We start from the raw sequence: 19,692 nt of genomic DNA, 5'->3' as shown, positions 1-19,692 counted from the left end.
CCTGCGGCGCGCCGTTAGTTGGCAGGCGGCGCGCGGGCGCTCGCCGATGCATCGGCAGGCACGACCCGCAGCACGCGCCCGCTGCGCCCGACCACGCGCACGCGCTGCCGCTTGCGCAGCGGCGTGTCGCTGACCACGCGCCAGGTCTCGCCGCCGACGTTCGCCCAGCCCTCGCGCACGGCGTCGCCCAGCATCTCGGCCATCTCTCCTTCCAGCCCCGCGGTGACGCCGGGTGCGGGCCGGCGCCGCGTGCGCAGCGCCACCTGGGCCGTGGCGCCGACCAGCAGCGCCGCCGTGATGCCGACACTCGCCACGAAGCCGAGCGGCAGGCCGAAGCCCGGCGCCTCGCTGTCCATCAGCAGCAGCGCGCCGATCACAAAGGCGACCACGCCGCCCAGGCCGATCACGCCGAAGCTGGGCAGGAAAGCTTCGGCCACCATGCAGGCCAGGCCGAAGCAGATCAGCGCCAGGCCCGAGTAATTGATGGGCAGCAGCTGCATGCCGTAGAGCCCGAGCAGCAGGCAGATCGCACCAATCACGCCGGGCAGCACCGCGCCCGGGCTCATGAATTCGAACAGCAGGCCGTACATGCCGACCGTCAGCAGGATCAGCGCCACGCTCGGGTTGGCGATCACGGCGAGGAAGCGCGTGCGCCAGTCGGGCGCGGCGTCGAGCACGCAGGCGCCGGCCACGGCCACGCGCCAGTCGGCGTTTTGCACGCGCACGACGCGGCCGTCGGCCAGCGCCAGCAGCTGCGCCAGGTCGCGCGCGACGATGTCGACGACGCCGGCGGCGAGCGCGTCGCCGGCCGACAGGCTGAGCGACTGGCGCACCGATTTCTCGGCCCAGTCCGCATTGCGCCCGCGCAGTTGCGCCAGGCCGCGGATGTAGGCGGCGGCATCGTTGACAGCCTTGGCCTCCATGGCTGACGGCGCCTTGTCCTTGCCGGCTGCGGGCGGGCCGGGGCCGGTGGGCCCGGGACTGGCCGTAGCTGGACCGCCCGCGCCTGGGCTGGCCGTGCTCAAACTGGCCATGCCTTGACTGGCGGTGCCTTGCCTGCCGGTGCCTTGACCGGCCGTGCCGTGACCGGCCGTGCCTGGACCGCCTGTACCAACCTGCACCGGCGTGGCTGCGCCCAGGTTGGTGCCGGGCGCCATGGCGGCGATGTGGCAGGCGTAGAAGATATAGGTGCCGGCACTGGCCGCGCGGGCGCCGCTGGGCGCGACGTAGCAAGCCACCGGCAGCGGCGCGGCCAGGATGGCGCGCACGGTGCTGCGCATGGCGGTGTCGAGCCCGCCGGGCGTGTCGAGCTGGAGCACGACAAGGGCGCGCCGCTCCTGCGCGGCGCGGGCAATGCCGCGTTCGACGTAGTCGGCATAGGCCGGGCCGATCGGGCCGTCGATGGTGAGCAAGGAAACCGAGACGACAGCGGAGGCGGCGAGTGGGGCAGGAGCAGCGGCAGGAGCAGGAGCAGCGGCAGGAGCAGCGTCATGGGCGCCGCCCGCAGCGGATGCGCGTGACTGCGCGCAGGCCGGCGCCACCGCCAGCAGGCAGGCCAGGCACAGCAGCCGCAGGAATGACGACGCCGTTTTCGGACAGACCAGGACCACGCGACGCACCACGTTCCCTCCGCACGAGATGGACTCTCATGCGTTAGAACGGCTGGCCTTGTCCTTGGTTCCTGTAAAAATCCGCCGCCAGTCTGGCCCGGATCAGACCAGCAGCGGCCCGCCCATGATTGCCTGGGTCGCGGCCGCCTCGGCGCGTACCTCGGCCAGCATCTCTTCGTCGAGCACGAAGTCAAGCGCGCTGTCGCCGTGGGCCGGCAGCTCGGCCGGCGCCGCGCCCAGCGGCGACGGCACCGGCGCATACTGGTTCGCCAGCAGCAGGGTGTCGAGCAGGGTCGAGGGCGGCATGTTGATCCAGCCGCGGCGCAGTTCGCCGATGGCGTCGGCCACCGGCGCCGGCACCGACAGCTTTTTCAGCACCTCGAGGCTGACCACGTCTTCGCACAGCTCGCCCCATTTCTCAACGTCGTCGTCGAGCAGGCCGGGGAATTCGTCGGCGCGCGAGAGCAGGTAGAAGCCGCCGACCTCGTGGATGATGCCGGCGAACAGGGCCGTGTCGGGATTAACGAAGGTGACACGCCGCGCCAGCGCCTGGGCCAGCGCCGCCACGTGCACCGTGTGCTCCCACAACTGCTCGGCCTTGATGCGCAGGCCGGGGTCCTTGATGCGGCTGCCGAACTGGCGCACCACCAGGCTGGCCACCAGGGCCTGCAGGCGGCGGTAGCCGATGCGGATCACGGCCGCGCGCACATTGGTGACGGGCGGGCCGCCGCCGCCGGAAAACGCGGCCGAATTGGCCAGCGCCACGGTGCGCGCGGCCAGTTGCGGTTCGGCCAGCACGAGGCGGATGGCGTCGTCGAGCGGACAGTCGGGATCGTCGAGCGCCTGCTGCAGGCGCAGCACGGCGTTCACGCTGGTAGGGAAGGTAATGTCACCGCGGGCCGCCTGGGCCACGATGAATCCAAAGGCTTCGAGTTTATTCACCCGAAAATTATACCGCGCCATCCCGGGTGGGTAGGCGCCAGGGCCACCGCCGCCGTTCGGTTTGCCTGCGGGCGACGGTAAAAAAACGACAGCGATGGACACGCGATTGCCTTCAAGGACAGCCGCGTCGGGAAAACCGCGCCGGGGCCAAACGGCCACGCAGCGCGGCACAGCACATGGGCGAGCGCTTACTTGACCTCTTACTTGACCTTGATTGCGCTCTTCACGCTGGTCACGCCATCGACTTCCTTGGCCACCTTCACGGCCTTGTCGGCCTCGGCCTTCGATTCGACGAAGCCGCTCAGCATCACCACACCCTTCTCGGTCTCGACGTGGATTGCCATCGATTTCAGGTCGGGTTCCTTGAAGATGTTCGCCTTGACCTTGGTGGTGATCGCCGTGTCGGAAGCGGCCACGGCCGTGCCGCGGGTGGCGTCGCGGCTTGCCTCGCGGGTGTTGTCGGCCGCCTTGTCGGTGGCACGGTCGGTGCGGTCGGCTACAGCAGCGGCTGTGTCGCGCGTCTTCTCGCCGGCGGTTTGCATCGCCTCCTGCGTGTTTTCCTTGGCGCTGGCCGCGGCCTGGCGGGTCTTGTCGCCGAGGTTGTCGACCGCGCTCTCGGTCTTCTGGGCGATGGTCGAGCCGGCGGCGCGCAGGCGTTCGCCGGCGCCGTCCAGGCCGGTCTTCTCGGCAACGGTGGAGGCGGCGGCCTTGGTCTTGTCGACGGCGGTGGAGGCGACTTCCTTGGTCTTGTCGACGGCGGTCGAGGCGGCGGCGCGGGTCTTGTCGGCGGCGCGGTCGGTGGCGTTCTCGGCGCGGTTGGCCATGGTGGTCACGTTGCCCTCCCTGTCGACCAGGCAGCCGGCGCTGCTCCCGCCGGTCGCTTGTTCGCACTTGGCAACGGCTGCGGCCTTGGCCGGGTCCTTGGTGTCGGTGCTGGCGATCAGGCCGGCGCTGCCGCTGGCACCGAGCGCCGTGGAACCGTCGCGGCCGGCCTTGGCATCGGCCAGGGCGGCGGTGTGCACCGACTTGGCGTTGTCCATGCAGCTATCCTTGTCGGCGCCGCTCCGGGCATCGCATTTTTCCTTGGCGAGGTCGTAATCGGCGTCCGCGACTTTTTCGCGGGCGTGCGAGCGCGCCGATTCGTTGTTCTCGTACTTGGCCACGGCCTGCGATTCGCCGCGTGCACGGGCCACCTTGGCCTCGGCCATGCAGACGTCCTTGTCGTTGCCCTTCATGGCATCGCACTTGGCGCTGGCCGTCTTGTAGTCGGCCGACACTTTTTGGACGGCATCGCGGTAGCCCGCCGCGTCCTGGGTCTGGGCCTGGGCAGGAGCGACGGCGAAGCTGGCGCCGGCTGCGGTGGCAAGCAGGGTTGCAAGCAAGGAGTTCATGGCAGTGTCCCTCATGTCGGTTGTTGTGATGGCGTCATTAAACGCCGCACCCCCACCAACTTCTGTGCGACAGCGTACCGTTGCCGGAAAAACTATGGACGCGCTGCGGCGGCGCATGCGGCCGCCAGCGGAAGATTTACTCGGCCTTCAGCAAGCCCTCGCGCCAGAGCGGCGCCGCATCGTCGAACGGGGCGCCGGTATCGGCCAGACGGCTGGCGTCGCGCGCCAGCTCCACCCAGAGGCGGGTGTCGTGCCCGCTGCGTGCCACCGGCTGCTCCTTGCGCACGGCTTCGAACCAGGCATGCACGCGGCCGTAGGCATCGGGATTGCGCTGGCGGGTCCAGGCCAGGGCCGCCAGGTCGGCATAGGCTTCCTCGCGCCGCGCTTCGCGCATCGCCTTCGAGGCGGCCAGCAGTTCGCTGCTGGCGGCGCGCTCCTCGCCCACCTCGACGAAGCCGGCCGGCAAGGCCTTCCAGGCGCCGCGCACGTGGCGCCAGCAATGCGCCACCTCGTGCGCCGTCATTGCCTCGATCAGTTCGCCGCGCTGCGCATCGGGCACGCCGTCGAGTATGGTTTCTGCCTGGGGATTGCCGCGCAGGGTCAGCACCAGCTTGCAGCGCCCCTTGTCGAAGCCCATGGCCAGCGGCACGTCGTTGGCGCGCGGCTGGGGCTGGACCACGATGTCGATCGGCAGCGCCAGCTGCCGGGAATAGGACAGGACCGGCGCCGCCGCCTGCAGCCAGCGCCCTTCGAGGGCGGTCAGTTCGGCGGACCGGGCGCCGGCGCTGGCACCGGCGAACAGGGTGGCAAAGGCGGCAGCGGCAAGATACTTGGACATGGAAGACTTCCGGTTGTACTGGATGTACTGCGCTAGAACGCATCGAGCTCAAATGCTCTCAAGCAATTCTAGAACCGAGAATATCTTCCCAATCAGAAATATTTTTGTCCGTGTTCAAACCGGCAACGCCAGCGCCCTCTTCTGCGGCGCGAACGCGACAGTTTGCCTTTCCGGCTGTGCCATTTTCAACACAGTGCAGTGTGCTTACTTGCCGGCGCCGCTCAACGAGGCCGCCGTGACAAAGGCGGGGCGGATATCGTTCGGCACCGCCTTCATCTTGTCGAGCGCCTTCTGCACGTCCGGACGGATCACGACATAGCGCGCCATCATCGCCTTGGCGCGCGCATAGTCGCCGGTCGCCTCGATGGTGAGGAACTCGCGGTCGAGGTCGATCACGGCCCCTTTGATCTTCTTGAAGTCGACCGAGAAGGTGCCATCGCCGTGCGAGACGAAAGCGCCCTTGTCGAGCAGGTAGTTCACCTGGATTGCCATGCCGCGCGCGTGCGAATCGGTCAGGCCGAAGTGCAGCGTGCGGAAGCAGGAGGCCAGGAAGGTGTTGTACAGCTTGCGCTCGGCTGCCTCGCCCTGCCCCAGCGTGTCCTTCAGCTGGCCCTTGTCCATCATGTAGGCCAGGGCCCAGAGGCCGGTGACGTCGGCTTTCGCTTCCTCGATGGTCGAGTAGGTCTCTTTCAGGTCCTGGCGCGGCGTCGATTCCTTGCCGCCCTGTTTCGTCACATGCGGGCCGAGGCCGTGGGTGATTTCGTGGGCCAGGATGTGGGTGAAGAAGGAGTTGAAATCCAGGTCTTTCTGGTCTTGCGGGCGCAATACCAGTTTCGTGATCGGCTTCAGGGTCGATTCAAACTTGGCTTCCTGGATGTTCTTCAGCATCACGCGCTTGGAGCCGCGCTCGCGGATGATGCGCTCGTCGTTCGGCAGATTGTAGGCGGCGGTCTGCACACCCATGTTACCGTCGCCGGCGCCGTAGACCTGGTTGACCACCACCATCGGCGCCATGGCGCCGACCTTCGGGTTGCGGTATTGCTTGTCGATCGGCAGGTTGTCTTCCAGCTCCTGCATGTGCTTGCCGAAGAAGTCCAGCTTCCGGGTTTCCTCGGGATCGCGCACGCTGACGTAGGCCTCGAAGGCGGCCTTGTAGCCAAACAGTTCGTCGTTATAGGTCTCGTAGGGTCCGATCGTGATGTCGACCGGGCTGTCGAGGTCCATCCAGGCGAAGTCCGAGGCCAGGTAGTCGTTCGACAGGAAGGCGTCGGCGCGCAGGGTGAGGAATTTCTTCAGCGAGGCGTTGTCGGTGTGGCTCGCGGCTTCGCGCAGCAGCCTGGCCAGCTTTTCCAGTTCCGGCTTGTATTCCTCGGAATACTTCACGGTGCGGAACTTGCCGGCCTTGTCGCTGCGGATGACGGTGAAGTACCACTGGGCGGCTTCCTTGTCCTTCGCCGGCAGCGCGTTCATCCAGGCTTCCAGGGCTTCCTTGGTGGCGCCCGCCGGGTAGAAGTTGGCGGCGTCGGGCTTGCGCGCGGGGATGGCGATGCCGGCGTACTCGGCGGGCATGAAGGAACGGTTGCCGTCGATGATGGACCACGGGCCCTTGTTCAGCCAGAAGTAATCCTGGCGCGCCTTGCCGAGCGGGGAGTTGTCTTTTTGCAGGGCGGCCCACAGGGCTTCGTTGTTGGCCCAGCGCTGGCGCAGTTGTAGGGTGTCGACGATTTTCGCGGCTTCCACCAGCTTGGCGATGGCGGCGCGGTCGCCTTGCGAGAGCTTGGAGGTGTCGGCGCGCAGTTCGACGGGGGCGAAGCGCTTGGCCATGGTGGTCAGTTCGGCGACGCTGGCGGGGCCGGGTTTGGTGGCGGGTGCTTCGGCGGCAGCTGTAGCGGCGGCGCCGGCGGCGGCCAAGGCCAGCACGAGTGGAGCGAGAAGGTATTTCATGTGTCCCCTGTTGGTGTGGATGCAGCGGGGGATTGTAATCCTGTTAGGTGTGAATGCGACGATCTCGCCGCGAACGTCACCCGTACAGTGGGCACGCTGTGCCCACCGTACGGGTAGGGGCGCAGGCCAGGGATATTTTCTGGCCCGCTTGCGACACTATTTACCGCACAGTCGCCAGCGCCGGCGCCTGTTCCCAGCCGCCACCCAGCGCACGGGCCACGGCCACCGAGGCCAGCAAGCGCTGGGTCCGGATCTGCGCCGCCGCGCGGTCCGCCGCCAGCGTGCTGCGCTGGGCGTCGATCACATCCAGGTAGGTCGACACGCCGCGCTCGTAGCGCGCCTGCGCCACCAGCAGCGCGCGTGCCGCGGCTTCCTGGGCCTGGGCCTGCACGTCGCCCTGCTTCTGGCGCTGCTGTACATCCGACAGCGCGTCTTCCACTTCGCGCAGCGCCGTCAGCAAACGGTTTTCGTGGTTCGCCACCGCTTCTTCATAGCGCGCCTGGTACAGCGCCAGGTTGGCGCGGTTGCGGCCGCCGTCGAAGACCGGCAGCGACAGGGCCAATGGCCCCACCGAGAACTGGCGCGCGCTGCCGCCCGCCAGGTCACGCAGCGACTCCGACGCGTAGCCGAAGTTGCCGGTCAAGGTCAGCGAAGGATAGAACATGCCCTCGGCCACGCCGACCTGCGCATTCGCCGCTTTCAGATTCGCCACGCTCGCGGCCAGGTCCGGACGCTGGCTCAGCAGGCTGGCCGGCAAGCCGACCGGGATGGACGGCGGCAGCGGCAGCGCCGTCTTCGCGGCGCTAGGCACCAGCGGCGTGCTCGGCGAGACGCCAACCAGCGCCGCCAGCGCATGCTCGACCGCATTGCGCTGGCGCTGCACTTCGTGCAGATCGGCTTCGGCATTCGCACGCTCGATGCGGGCACGCGACACGTCCAGCTCGTTCGACAGGCCGGCATTGAAGCGCGCTTCGATCAGCTCCTGCGCTTCGCGGCGTGCGGACAAGGCATCCGCCAGGATCGCCTGTTCCGCATCCAGCCCGCGCAGCTGCCAGTAGCTCTGCGCCACCTGGCCGGTCAGCATCAGGAGCACGGCGTCGCGGTCGTCCTGGGCCGCCAGTGCCTGCGCATCAGCCGCTTCCACGATACGGCGCACGCGGCCCCAGATATCGAGCTCGTACGACAGCGAAGCGCCGACCGAATAATTGTTACCTTCGATCGAGCGCCCGCCCAGGGCCAGGCCCTGCGCCGTTTCGGCCGAGGTGCGCGCGTTCGAGACGCCGGCATTCACCGACACGTTCGGCGCCTGGCCGGCGCGCACCACGCCCAGCTGGGCTTGCGCCTGCAGCAGGCGCTGGGCCGCGGCCTTCGCGCCCGGGCTGTCGCGCAGGGCGCACGCTTCCAGCTCGCTCAGGGTGGCGTCGTTGAAGACGGTCCACCAGTTGGCGGGCAGGCGGGCACCATCGCTGACCGGGGCCGCCTCGGCATGACGGAAGGCCGCGCCTTCGGCAGGCTTTGGCGCCACGAAGTCGGGACCGATCGTCGAGCAGCCGGACACCAGCATGGCGGCGGCAATGGCAAGCGCCGCGCGGCGCGGGAGGTTCTTGGCAAGGGAATCGAACATCGTTTTTCTCTTCAATCGAATGGGGTTCAATGGCCGCCGCCGCCGGCGCCGCCGGGGGACTTGACCTTGTCGGCGAGCCAGACCACGGCGATGCACGAGATCAGGATCAGGCCGACGATCCAGAAGCCGTCGTTGTAGGCCATCACATACGATTCGCGCCGCACGATGCGGTCGAGCGCGGCCAGCGCCTGGTTGGCCGCCGTGGCTGGGTCGATGCCGCCCGCCATGAAGGCCTGCGTCATCTGGTCCAGGCGTTCCTGGGTCGCCGGTGCATAGCTCGACACCGATTCGCCGATGCGCGCCGAGTGGAAGTGCTCGCGGTTGGTCAGCGAAGTCGCCAGCAGTGCGATACCGACCGAGCCGCCGAGGTTACGCGTCATGTTGAACAGGCTCGAGGCCGACGGCATGTCTTTCGGGGCGATGCCCTGCATGGCGAAGTTCGACAGCGTTAGCATCACGAAGGGCTGGCCGATGGCGCGGATGATCTGGGTCACCATCAGCTGGTCGTAGCCGGTGGTGGCGTCCATGAAGGCGTTCATCAGGCAGGAGCCGCCGAACAGCAGCAAACCGAAGCTGCACATGATGCGGTTGTCGACTTTCGACGACAGAGCCGCCGCGAACGGCATCACGATCAGCTGCGGCAGCCCGACCCAGGCGATGACTTCGCCGATCTGCATCGGCGTGTAGCCGGCGATCTGGCCCAGGTACAGCGGCAGCAGGTACGACGAACCGTACAGGCCCATGCCAGTGACGGCCGACAGCACGGTCGCCACCAGGAAGTTACGCTGGCCGTACAGACGCAAATTCACGAACGACTGCTGGCGGATGAAACTGTTCGCGACCCAGCCGAGGATGCCGATCAGCGCCAGCGCAGCGAAGCTGATGATGAAGCTCGAATCGAACCAGTCCTTCGAGTTGCCTTCTTCCAGGAAGATGGTGAGGCAACCGAGGCCCATCGCCATCAGGAAGATGCCGAGCCAGTCGGCGTGCACCAGCTGGCCGATCTGCGCCTTCTCTTTGTCCAGGCCCCACATGATGCCCGCGATCAGCAGCACGCCCGGCACCCAGTTGATGTAGAAGATCGAGGGCCAGCTGTACAGTTCGGACAGATAGCCGCCCAGGGTTGGGCCCATGGCCGGCGCCAGCGTGGCGGTGAGGCCGAAGATGGCCATGCCGACCGCGCGCTTCGACGACGGCAAGCGCGTCATCACGAGGGTCATCGCCATCGGGATCAGGGCGCCGCCGGTGAAGCCTTGCATCATGCGGAAAGCGATCATGCTTTCCAGGTTCCAGGCCGCGCCGCACAGGGTCGAGAAGACCAGGAACAGCGCGGTGGTGCCGATCATGTAGTTGCGCACCCCGAAGGCGCGCGCGAACAGCGCCGTCATCGGAATCACGACGATCTCGGCGCACAGGTAGGCGGTGGAAATCCAGGACCCCTCTTCCTGGGTCGCCGACAGCGTGCCCAGGATGTCGCGCAGCGACGAGTTGGTGATCTGGATGTCGAGCACCGCCATGAAGGCGCCGAGCATGCCGGCGGCGACCGCGATCCAGGTGCGCAGCCCGATGGCGGCGCCGGTAGCCGGCGCGCCCGGGAAGGCTGCCGGGGCGGCCTTGGTCATACTACTCATGGGTGGTCCTTGGCGTGTTGGCTCGGGCGATTACCTGGCGGCGGTATGGGTGGCTTCGGCCTTCTGGCGCAAATCGATCTCGGCGACCACCGACATGCCCGGCACCAGGCGGCCGGACAGGCGCTGCACGTCCTTCTGGTCGAACACGATCTTCACCGGCACGCGCTGCACGATCTTGGTGAAGTTGCCGGTCGCGTTATCGGCCGGCAGCAGCGCGAACTGGTTGCCCGAGGCCGGCGAGAAGCTGTCCACGCGGCCGACCAGGTGCTCGTCGGGCAGCGCATCGACGGCCAGTTCCACTTCCTGGCCGCGCTTCAGGCCGGCCAATTGGGTTTCCTTGAAGTTGGCGGTGACCCAGACCTTGTCCTCGACCACGGCGACGAGTTGCTGGCCCGGCTGCACGCGCGCACCGACTTCCACGCTGCGGCGGCCGATGCGGCCGTCGACCGGCGCCACGATGCGGCTGTAGCCGACCTGCTGCTGCGCGTCCTTCAGTTGCGCCTGCAGCACCTTGATCTGCGCATTCAGCACGTCGCGCGCCGAGGTGGCGGCGGCGATGTTCGCCTTGGCGGCGTTCGCGGTGTCGCGGCGCGCGGCGACATCGGCGGTGGCGGCGGCGCGCGCGGCGTTCGCGGCGTCGACCTCGGCCTTCGAGACCGCCTTCATGGTGGTGTTGTAGAGCTGGCCGAAACGCTCGGCGTCCTGGCGCGCACGCACCAGCAGTGCCTGCGACTGGCCGACCTGGGCGGATGCCGCTTCGGCTTGCGCCTTGACCTGCGCCACTTGCGCATCGGCCTGGATCACCTGCTGTTTCGCGCTGGCGATCTGCGCCTCGATCTGCTCGACGCGCACGTGCTGGTCGGCCGGATCGAGTTCGGCGATCGGGTCGCCTGCTTTCACGTGCTGGTTGTCTTCGACCAGCACACGCGTGACCACGCCGGCGATACGCGACGACACCGGGTGCACGTGGCCTGCCACGTAGGCGTTTTCGGTCTCGACGAAGTTATGGCTGCGGTACCACATGCGGCCGCCGGCGACGACGGCGGCCAGGGCGATCAGGCCGACCACGACCAGCACGCGCTTGTTGGGCGGGGTCTTGCCGGCAGCGGCTGGTGCGTTGGGTGGAACGGCGCCGAGCGGGGCTTGCGGGCCCGAAGTCTGCGGTTGGGACATGAAGGCAACTCCGAAAAGGGAATAAGTGTTGTCCTACATTATTCGGCATTCGCCTGGGTTCGTCAAGAAATGAAACGGTTGCATTTCATTTGTTGGTGATTTACAGTGAGGGCATGAGCAAACCATTGCAAGCACTCGCATCGACTGAAGAAAACCCGCCGGCAAACGTGTCAACGGCAGCCTGCCCGCGCAGCGCCGGCCGTCCCAAGGCAGGTGACGTCGAAGCACGCACCCAGGACCTGATCGACGCCGCCGCCCGCCTGTTCCTGGCCAACGGCTATACCCGCACCAGCCTGGAAGCCATCGCCCGCGCCGCGCGCGTTGCGGTGCGCACCATCTATGTGAAGTTCGGCGGCAAGGCCGGCCTGCTGAATGCCGTGCTGGTGGCGCGCCGCGACCAGTTCTTCCGCATGCGCGACATGGACAAGGACATGCGGCCCTTGCGCGACGTGGTCGGTGACTTCGCCCACCAGTTCTTCGATTTGCTGTGCAAGGATCAATTGATTGCGATGCAGCGCGTGGTGATTGCCGAAGCGCCCGGCAACCCCGAGCTGGCCGACACTTTCTACGGCGCCGGCCCGCGCCTGACGCGCGAAATGATCGACCGCTACTTCGCCCGCCCCGACGTGCGCGCCCAGCTGCGCGAGGATTTGCCCTTCGGCCAGCTGACGGCTTTCCTGATCAGCATTATCTCGGGCGACAGCGTGCAGCGCTTCGTATTTCCCAACGCCCAGCCATCGAGCGCCGAGGCCCACCGCCTGCTCGATGAACGGCTGACCATGTTCTATCGCGCGGTCTTGCGATAGCGCCATTTCCTGCCGATACTGCTGAGCAAATGTGCGTCAGCGCACCGAACCCGGGCATGGTTGTGTGAGAACCTGACTCCCTTATCAAGGAGGATGTCATGGATCTCAACAAGAACATCACAGTGTTCATTTGCAAGGGGGCAGTATGAGCAAGACTTCCCGTTATGAATGGCGCGACCAGCAAGCCGCGCTGCACGAACGCATGAAGGGGTTCCTGCAGAACCCGGGCAACGAACAGCTGGAAGCCGTCGTCGCCGAAATGCGCGCCTATGCAAACGCCGCCAAGACCGGCCAGATCGATATTCCCCAGACCTGGACCAGTTACAGTTGACCATGACCAACTAGCGCACACGCGCACGCCGCCCCACGCAAGTCGGGCGGCATTTTTTATTTCAACAGCGAGGGTCAGCTTGAGAGGGTCGGGATCCCGGACCTGCCCCCCCGCTTTCAGACAGGCAGCGTGACCAGCGCCCGCAAGCCCTGCCCTTCCCGATTCTCCAGCACCAGCTGGCCGCCATGCGCCTCGACGCAGGAGCGCGCGATCGCCAGTCCCAGCCCGACGCCGCCCGTCTCCGGATGACGCGCCGCATCGAGCCGGTAGAAGGGCTTGAACACGTTCTCCAGCTGTTCGGGCGCGATGCCCGGGCCGTCATCCTCGATCGCAATCGTCAGGTGCGGATGGCGCCCGGCCTGGCGCGTGCGCGCGTAGCGGATGCGCGCGCCGCCGCCGTAGCGCACCGCGTTCTCGACCAGGTTGGTCAGGGCACGCTTCAGGGCCAGCGGGCGGCAGCGGCAGGCCAGGGCCGGCTCCTTTGGCTCGCACAGTGTCACGTCGCGCCCCTGCGCCCGCTGGTCCGCCACCAGGTCGCGCAGCAGCAGGCCGATATCCATGTCGACGCTCGGCTCGTCGATGGCGTCGTCGCGCGCGAAGCGCAGGCTTTCTTCGATCATCGCCGCCATGTCGCGCAGGGTACGCTGCATCGCCGCGCGCAGCGGCTCGTCGTCGATCAGTTCGGCGCGCAGGCGCAGGGTCGTTACCAGCGAGCGCAGGTCGTGGTTGATCGAGGCAAGCATGCGGCGCTGGTCGTCGAGATAGCGCGCCAGGCGCGACTGCATGATGTTGAACGATGCCGTTACCTCGCGCGCCTCGCGCGGGCCGGCCAAGGCGAGCGGCGCGCCGTATTCGCCGCGGCTGACGCGGTCGGCGGCCTGCGCCAGCGCCTGCACCGGGCGCAGGATGCGGCGCACGAAAACGATCACGATCACCAGCACCGGCAAGGTGCTGACCGGGACCGAGAAGCGCAGCGGGCGCCACCACTGGCGGTCGACCGTGGGCCGCTGCATGCCTTCCAGCCAGGCGCCGTCGGGCAGGCGCAGGGCCAGCGCCAGTTCAGGGTCCGGCGTGTCGAGATGGATGCTGTGCCAGCCGATGCGCACGTCCTGCGGCGCCAGCTTCAGCTGCGCGCGCAAGGCCTCGCCGATGATGGCTGCTTCGCGCTGCGCGACCGCGTCGCTGCTGGCCGGCGGCATGGCCGGCTGCGCGGGCGTGCGCCGAAAGCGCACCGTCGGCGAATCGAAGGCGGCCAGCGCGGCATTCGCTTCCGTATGCCGGGCCAGGCGCCAGGCAACGACCGTGTCGTCGACCACCTGCTTGCGCGAGAGCGTGTGGATGCCGCCGTCGCCTTTCGAACTGACCAGCACCGCGAGCAGGTGCGCGCCGAGCAGGCCGCACAGCAGCAGGCCGATCAGCTGGCCGGCCATGGTGTCGGGCCACAGGCGATGCAGGATGCGCCCAGGCCTCATGCCGGCGCCAGCGAGGCGCTGACGGCCGGAGCGAACAGGTAGCCGTTGCCCCACACGGTTTTCAGCAGGCCGGGACGGCGCGGATCGGGTTCCAGTTTCTTGCGCAAGCGGCTGACCTGGCTGTCGATGCTGCGGTCGAAATTGCTGGCCTCGCCGTCGCCGACCAGGTCGAGCAGGCGGTCGCGGCTGAGCACCACGCCGGGATGCTCGACCAGTACCTGCAGCAGGCGGAACTCGGCGCCACTCAGCGCCACCGGCTTGCCGTCGCGGTCGAACAGTTCACGCCGGCCGAGGTCGAGCGTCCAGCCGTCGAAGCGGTAGCGCGGGCGGGCCTTCGGTGCGGCCGGCGTGGCTGCGCCGCCTCCCCTGCGCCAACGCCGCAGCACCGTGCGGATGCGCGCCACCAGTTCGGGCGGGTCGAACGGCTTGACCACGTAATCGTCGGCGCCGCTGTCGAAACCGGCCAGCTTGTCGCGGGAGCTGTCCATCGCGGTAAGCAGGATCACCGGCGCCGCCTGCGCGCCGGCGATGCGGCGGCACAGCGACAGGCCGTTCTCGCCCGGCATCATCACGTCCAGCACCACCAGGTCGATGCGCTCGCGCGCCAGCAGCGCGTCGGCTTCGCGCGCATCGGCCGCGGCCAGCACGCGCCAGCCCTGGCGCTGCAGGTAAAGGGTGAGCGACTGGCGGATGTCCGGATGGTCGTCGACCACCAGCAGATGGGCGCCAGCCGTGTCATGAGATTGTTCGCAGCGCATGAATAACAATGATTCTCATTCGTATTGATGAGGCATTCTAACAGCGTTGCAGGATGAAGACATCAGCAATGGCAAGTATGCCGGCGAATGATATGCATTTGCGCGCGGGAAAGTTTGTCAAGATGTAGCAAAAAGCCCGGCTGTTTATTTACCCAGCAGGAAGACCAGCGGCACTTCCAGGCGCGCGGCCCAGGCCTTTTCGTTGTGGTCGTCGGCGGGATACACCTTGCTCAGGTAATTCGACGCCGTATAACCCTTGTCGCGCACGATCTGGTCGACGAAAGCCTGGTACGGCGCATACAGCGCGTCGAGGCCGACGCCGCCGTGGTCCTGGTAGAGCTTGTGCCCCTGCGGCGGCGGCAGTTTGCGGTTCAGGTAGTTGTAGGCTGCCAGCGGCAAGGCGGCGTTGTGCTTGCCGGTGCCGGGCCAGTGCGTCGACAGGCCGGCCGCCCCGCCGAACACCTGCGGGTATTCGCTCATCGCATACACCGAAATCAGGCCGCCCATGCTCGAGCCCATGACGAAGGTGCCGGCGGCGTCGGTGCGCGTGGCGTATCTGGCGTCGATCACGGGTTTGAGTTCCTGCACCAGGAAGCGCAGGTAGTCGTCGGCTTCCGGCGCGTGCTTCGGGCCGTCATCTCGTCGAGAAATTTCTCGGGGAAGTATTCGAAGTAGCGGTTCTGCGCGATGTTGAAGACGCCGACGATGATCGTGTCCTCCACTTTTCCTTCGCGATTCAATCGCGCCAGGGTTTAGCAGTAACCGCTAATTTGTCTAAAAATACGCAAACTTATCCAAGATGGATAAGTTTGCTCCCCTCATTACCACCCGTAAAAAGCACTTGTATTGTGTTTTCTGCGCAGCTGTAAGACAGGCGCAGTCATCGGAACCGATAACTGATTGACAGTGTCGAACATGGGTAAAGGAGGCGTGATGATCCTGGCCCATCGTATTCGGCTCGACCCCAACAAGGTGCAGGCTACATATCTGGCGCGTGTAGCCGGAACCGCGCGGTTCGCCTACAACTGGGCACTGGCCGAATGGGGACGGCAATTCGAAGCGTGCAGGCTCAACCCAGCCTTGCCCAAGCCAAACGAGGCGGCATTGCGGCGCCAGCTCAACGCCATCAAGCGCACGCAATTTCCGTGGATGCTGGACGTGACGAAAAATGCGCCACAGCTGGCGATCATGCAACTGGGCCGCGCTTTCCAGAACTTCTTCGAGAAACGGGCACGCTACCCGAAATTCCGGCGCAAGGGCACCAACGACCGGTTCACACTGACCAACGACCAGTTCCGGGTCGATGGCAAACGCATCCGTATTCCGAAACTCGGATGGCTGAGGATGCGTGAAAGCCTGCGCTACACAGGACGGATTGTCTCTGCGACCGTTTCACGCACGGCCGGCCACTGGTATGCCAGCATCAGTATCGACACCTCAGACGCACAGCTGCCGCCAGCCGAAAACGGAGGCGCGGTCGGCATCGACTTCGGCGTGACGCACCTGGCCACCTTGTCGACAGGAGAGAAAGTCGTCGGACCCAAGGCATTGCGAACCTTGCTGGATCGCCTGCGTCGACTGTCACGCGCGCTATCGCGCAAGGTAAAGGGTTCATGCAATCGCAAGAAGGCCAAAGCCAAACTGGCCCGCCTGCATGCCAGGATCGCCAACGTGCGTGCGAACGGCTTGCACCAGCTCAGCGCAAGTATCACCCGGCGCTATCACACCATTGGCATCGAGGATCTACACGTCAAGGGCATGCTCGGGAACCGCTGCCTGTCGCGTGCGATAGCCGACATGGGCTTTGCCGAACTGCGCCGCCAGCTCGTGTACAAAGCGCAGCGGCGCGGTGGGCAAATCATCGTCATCGATCGCTGGTACCCCAGCAGCAAGACCTGTTCCTGCTGTGGTTACAAGCGCGATGCACTCAGCCTGGACGTACGCCAGTGGACCTGCCCTGGATGCGCAACGCACCATGACCGCGACGTTAACGCGGCAATCAATTTAAGAAACATGGCGGTGAGTTCCACCGTGTCGGCCTGTGGAGGGGAAGGCGCTGGCCCTGTGCTTCATGCGCAGAGTGAAACCGGCCCCTGTGAACCAGGAATCCAACAGAAAAGTTAACGATGCTTAGCTTTGCGTAAGTTTGGAAGAACGGTCTCGTGCACGTGCCAGGTGGTCCTGTTCCAGGTCGTGGACGGATCGAACAGCATCTGGCCGTCGTGCATGTAGAGCACCCGGAAGCGCTTGCCGGCCCGCATCTTCTGAGCGTAATCGTCCGGCACCCATACTTCCACCGGGCGTGCCTCGACGAACTTCGATGGCGCCAGCGCCAGGCGTTCGAGCTTGCCGACAGTAACGCGTGCAGCGGATGCGGTGGCGGATACGGCAGGCGTATCGGGCCCCGCCAGGCGCGGCACGGCGGTGGATAGAACGGACAGGCAGAGGCAGGTTTTGGCAAACAGGCGCACGAGGTCTCAGGGCAATTTATTGATGAGCTGCCATTATGCCGTTCCCCTTGGCCGGCGCGAACGGACCCGGCACTTTGCGCGGCGTCTCAAACAGTTTGCGCCCCGGCTTGCCGCTCGCAGCGGGCCGCGGCAGGCCAGACCATGGAATAATTGCCTGCAGCGGCTTCGATGCACACGAATGACGGCGCCACGGCCAAAACGCCAAACTTGTCTATACCGCGCACCGTTGAATTTGTTGATTATTATTCAGTCAAGTTTCCGGTATGATTGGCTCCGAATTCATCAATTTCACACATCCACATTGGCGGAGGAGCGCGCATGGGTACGCAAGCAGAAAGATTCGCCAAGCGCGAGATGGACGCCCCGACGGAGTTCACCGGGGCGGAACTCGACATGGTGCGCCAGGAAGTGGAAGAACGCCTGGCCGCCCTGCTCGCCGATGCAGGCCCGAGCTCGGACCGCCTGGCCGCCGCCATGCGCGCCGCAGCCCTCGGTTCCGGCAAGCGCATGCGCCCGCTGCTGCTGATGCTGGTCGCGCGCGACCTCGGCTGCGATTCGCCGGCCCTGATCGACGTCGCCTGCGCCGTCGAGCTGGTGCACGCGGCCTCGCTGGTGCTCGACGACATGCCCTGCATGGACGACGCCCAGCTGCGCCGCGGCAAGCCCACGATCCACGTGCAGTATGGCGAAGACGTCGCCATCCTCGCCTCGATCGCCCTGCTCAGCCGTGCCTTCGGCATCCTCGGTTCGGCCCAGGACATCCCGCCGGCGGTGCGCGCGCGCCTGGTGGCGCGGCTGTCGGAAACCATCGGCGCGCAGGGCTTGGTGCGCGGCCAGTTCCTCGATTTGCAGGCCACCGCCCGCTCGGCCGAGGACATCGCCACCACCAACGAACTGAAGACCGGCGTGCTGCTCGGCGCCGCGGTCGACATGGCCGCCATCATTGCCGAAACTGACGACTGCGTGGCCCGTTCGCTGCGCGCCTTTGCGCTGGCGGCCGGCCACGCCTTCCAGTTGCGCGACGACTTCCAGGACGGCCCCGGCATGGACCCGACCATCACCGGCAAGGACACCGGCAAGGACGTCAACAAGGCCACCTTCATCAACACGCTTGGCTTCGACGAAGCGCGGCGGCGCCTGATGGACCACCTGCACGAGGCCGACCGCTGCCTGACCGACGCCATCGGCAGCAAGCAGGGCACGCGCCGCTTCGTGGGCAGCCTGTTCGGCGGCGGCGCGGGGCAGTATTTCGCCGGCCAGCAGCCAGACTACGCGGTGCGCCACTGACCATGGCCGCCTGCACCCCGTCGAATCAACCCGTGTAACTGGAGATTCCCCCGCATGGCCCACTTCGGCGTGGTCGCACCGGCGTTCTACAGCCACTACAACGCGATGGCGGCGCTCGGCCTCGAACTGGCTGCGCGCGGCCACCGCATCACCTTCCTGCACCAGCTTGACGCCGGCGCCTACCTGAAGGACCCGCGCCTCGGCTTCCACGCGGTCGGCCGCGACACCCACCCGGCCGGCACGCTGGCCGCCTCGATCGAACGCGCCGCCAATCCCGGCGGGCCGCTGGGCCTGCGCCGCGTGATCCAGGACATGGCGCGCACGACAAACATGCTGTGCCGCGAACTGCCGCCCGCCATCGAGGCGCTCGGCATCGACGCCCTGCTGTGCGACCAGATGGAAGCGGCCGGCGGCCTGGTGGCCGAGGGCATGGGCCTGCCTTTCGCCTCGGTGGCGAACGCGCTGCCGGTGAACCGCGAGCCCGGCATCCCGCTGCCGGTCATGCCCTTCGATTTCGAGGACAGCGAGCGCGCGCGCCACATGGTCGAGGGCAGCACCCGCGTCTACGACTGGCTGATGTCGCCGCATGCCGAGGTGATTGCGGCGCAGGCGCGCAGCCTGGGCCTGGCGCCGCGCAGCGCCATGCACGAATGCCTGTCGCCGCTGCTGCAGATAAGCCAGACGGTCGAGAGCTTCGACTTCCCGCGCAAGGCGCTGCCGCCGCATTTCCATCATGTCGGCCCGCTGCGCTTCACGCGGGCCGCGCAAGTTCCTGACGACGGCCGCCGCATGCCGGATATCGATCCCGGCCGCCCCTTCGTCTTCACTTCGCTCGGCACCCTGCAGGGCGGGCGCTTCGGGCTGTTCAAGCGCATCGTCCAGGCGTGCCGCAAGCAGGACGTGCAGCTGCTGGTCGCCCACTGCGGCGGCCTCGACGAACGCCAGGCCCAGGCCCTGCGCGACGCGGGGGCCGATTGGGTGGTCGCCTTTGCGCCGCAAGAACAAGTCCTGGCGCGCGCCGACGTCGTGATCTCGCATGCCGGCTCGAACACGGTAATGGATGCGATTGCCGCCAGCACCCCGATCCTGGCGCTGCCGATCGCCTTCGACCAGCCCGGCGCGGCGGCGCGCATCCGCCATGCCGGCATCGGCCTGTCGGCGTCGCCGCGCTTTGCCAGCCCGGCGCAGATCGGCCGCCTGCTGCGCCGCCTGCTCGACGATGCCGGCTTCGCCAGGCGCATGGCGCCGCTGGCACAAGACCTGGCACGCGCCGGCGGCACGCCGCGCGCGGCCAGCCTGGTCGAAGAGGCGCTGGGCCAGCGGCTCGCCGTGCGCCAGCCCGTCCAGGCGCCGGTGCAGGCAGGGCCGGCGGCAAGGGCCGAGACGGGCGTGGCCAGCCTTGGATAAACCCGTC

At 67.0% G+C, this 19,692-nt stretch carries 17 protein-coding genes; 5 read left to right on the top strand and 12 right to left on the bottom strand.

What is annotated here, in order from left to right; translation table 11 throughout:
• Positions 1–14: 14 nt before the first annotated feature.
• The 8 genes from ACWYRN_RS13715 to ACWYRN_RS13680 all read right to left on the bottom strand — a co-directional run bounded on the left by ACWYRN_RS13715 (position 15) and on the right by ACWYRN_RS13680 (position 11,153).
• Entirely contained in the window at positions 15–1,622 is a 1,608-nt protein-coding gene (locus tag ACWYRN_RS13715) for an NfeD family protein (protein ID WP_488688090.1), read from the bottom strand.
• Between the two features lie 90 nt (positions 1,623–1,712).
• Complete coding sequence (locus ACWYRN_RS13710) at positions 1,713–2,552, bottom strand: HDOD domain-containing protein (RefSeq protein WP_488688089.1); 840 nt, start codon at positions 2,550–2,552, stop codon at positions 1,713–1,715.
• 200 nt (positions 2,553–2,752) lie between these two features.
• Positions 2,753–3,943: a BON domain-containing protein gene (locus tag ACWYRN_RS13705; RefSeq protein WP_488688087.1), complete on the bottom strand. Its 1,191-nt coding sequence runs from the start codon at positions 3,941–3,943 to the stop codon at positions 2,753–2,755.
• A 136-nt stretch (positions 3,944–4,079) separates the two neighbouring features.
• Complete coding sequence (locus ACWYRN_RS13700; protein WP_488688086.1) at positions 4,080–4,781, bottom strand: hypothetical protein; 702 nt, start codon at positions 4,779–4,781, stop codon at positions 4,080–4,082.
• A gap of 204 nt (positions 4,782–4,985) precedes the next feature.
• Complete coding sequence (locus ACWYRN_RS13695) at positions 4,986–6,725, bottom strand: dipeptidyl-peptidase 3 family protein (RefSeq protein WP_488688084.1); 1,740 nt, start codon at positions 6,723–6,725, stop codon at positions 4,986–4,988.
• 160 nt (positions 6,726–6,885) lie between these two features.
• Positions 6,886–8,349, bottom strand: a complete 1,464-nt coding sequence (locus tag ACWYRN_RS13690) for an efflux transporter outer membrane subunit (RefSeq protein ID WP_488688083.1) — start codon at positions 8,347–8,349, stop codon at positions 6,886–6,888.
• 26 nt (positions 8,350–8,375) lie between these two features.
• A complete protein-coding gene (locus ACWYRN_RS13685; protein WP_488688082.1) occupies positions 8,376–9,980 on the bottom strand; it encodes a DHA2 family efflux MFS transporter permease subunit in 1,605 nt (534 codons plus the stop codon).
• Positions 9,981–10,010: 30 nt separating this feature from the next.
• Positions 10,011–11,153, bottom strand: a complete 1,143-nt coding sequence (locus ACWYRN_RS13680) for an HlyD family secretion protein (protein ID WP_488688080.1) — start codon at positions 11,151–11,153, stop codon at positions 10,011–10,013.
• Positions 11,154–11,266: 113 nt separating this feature from the next.
• Between ACWYRN_RS13680 and ACWYRN_RS13675 the strand changes: the two genes are divergently transcribed.
• Together ACWYRN_RS13675 and ACWYRN_RS13670 are read left to right on the top strand one after the other, a co-directional pair.
• On the top strand, positions 11,267–11,959 hold the full coding sequence (locus ACWYRN_RS13675; RefSeq protein ID WP_488688078.1) for a TetR/AcrR family transcriptional regulator: 693 nt from the start codon (positions 11,267–11,269) through the stop codon (positions 11,957–11,959).
• 145 nt (positions 11,960–12,104) lie between these two features.
• Positions 12,105–12,290, top strand: coding sequence for a hypothetical protein (locus ACWYRN_RS13670; RefSeq protein ID WP_229438241.1), 186 nt, complete (start codon positions 12,105–12,107; stop codon positions 12,288–12,290).
• 116 nt (positions 12,291–12,406) lie between these two features.
• On the opposite strand, the gene ACWYRN_RS13665 is transcribed toward ACWYRN_RS13670, so the two are convergent.
• From ACWYRN_RS13665 to ACWYRN_RS13655, 3 genes are all read right to left on the bottom strand, one after another.
• Positions 12,407–13,762 carry an ATP-binding protein gene (locus ACWYRN_RS13665; protein ID WP_488688075.1) on the bottom strand — a complete coding sequence of 452 codons (1,356 nt, stop codon included), beginning with the start codon at positions 13,760–13,762 and terminating at the stop codon, positions 12,407–12,409.
• On the bottom strand, positions 13,759–14,520 hold the full coding sequence (locus ACWYRN_RS13660; protein WP_488688073.1) for a response regulator: 762 nt from the start codon (positions 14,518–14,520) through the stop codon (positions 13,759–13,761). Before ACWYRN_RS13660 ends, ACWYRN_RS13665 begins: the two co-directional genes overlap by 4 nt.
• A 144-nt stretch (positions 14,521–14,664) precedes the next feature.
• Complete coding sequence (locus ACWYRN_RS13655; RefSeq protein ID WP_488688071.1) at positions 14,665–15,108, bottom strand: alpha/beta hydrolase-fold protein; 444 nt, start codon at positions 15,106–15,108, stop codon at positions 14,665–14,667.
• A 345-nt stretch (positions 15,109–15,453) separates the two neighbouring features.
• Here ACWYRN_RS13655 and ACWYRN_RS13650 point away from each other — a divergent pair, with 345 nt between their 5' ends.
• Positions 15,454–16,644 (top strand): RNA-guided endonuclease InsQ/TnpB family protein, encoded by a 1,191-nt coding sequence (locus ACWYRN_RS13650; RefSeq protein WP_488688069.1) that lies wholly within the window; start codon positions 15,454–15,456, stop codon positions 16,642–16,644.
• On the opposite strand, the gene ACWYRN_RS13645 is transcribed toward ACWYRN_RS13650, so the two are convergent.
• On the bottom strand, positions 16,641–16,991 hold the full coding sequence (locus ACWYRN_RS13645; protein WP_488688067.1) for a hypothetical protein: 351 nt from the start codon (positions 16,989–16,991) through the stop codon (positions 16,641–16,643). The genes ACWYRN_RS13650 and ACWYRN_RS13645 overlap by 4 nt on opposite strands.
• Before the next feature lie 318 nt (positions 16,992–17,309).
• On the opposite strand from ACWYRN_RS13645, the gene ACWYRN_RS13640 reads away from it, so the two are divergent.
• Together ACWYRN_RS13640 and ACWYRN_RS13635 are read left to right on the top strand one after the other, a co-directional pair.
• Positions 17,310–18,278 carry a polyprenyl synthetase family protein gene (locus ACWYRN_RS13640; RefSeq protein ID WP_488688065.1) on the top strand — a complete coding sequence of 323 codons (969 nt, stop codon included), beginning with the start codon at positions 17,310–17,312 and terminating at the stop codon, positions 18,276–18,278.
• A gap of 54 nt (positions 18,279–18,332) precedes the next feature.
• Positions 18,333–19,685: a glycosyltransferase gene (locus ACWYRN_RS13635; protein ID WP_488688063.1), complete on the top strand. Its 1,353-nt coding sequence runs from the start codon at positions 18,333–18,335 to the stop codon at positions 19,683–19,685.
• Positions 19,686–19,692 lie beyond the last annotated feature (7 nt).

This window comes from Massilia sp. BAP21 (genome assembly GCF_057801335.1).
The sequence above is the reverse complement of the archived record's forward strand: the minus strand, read 5'-3'. Positions and strand labels throughout refer to the sequence as shown.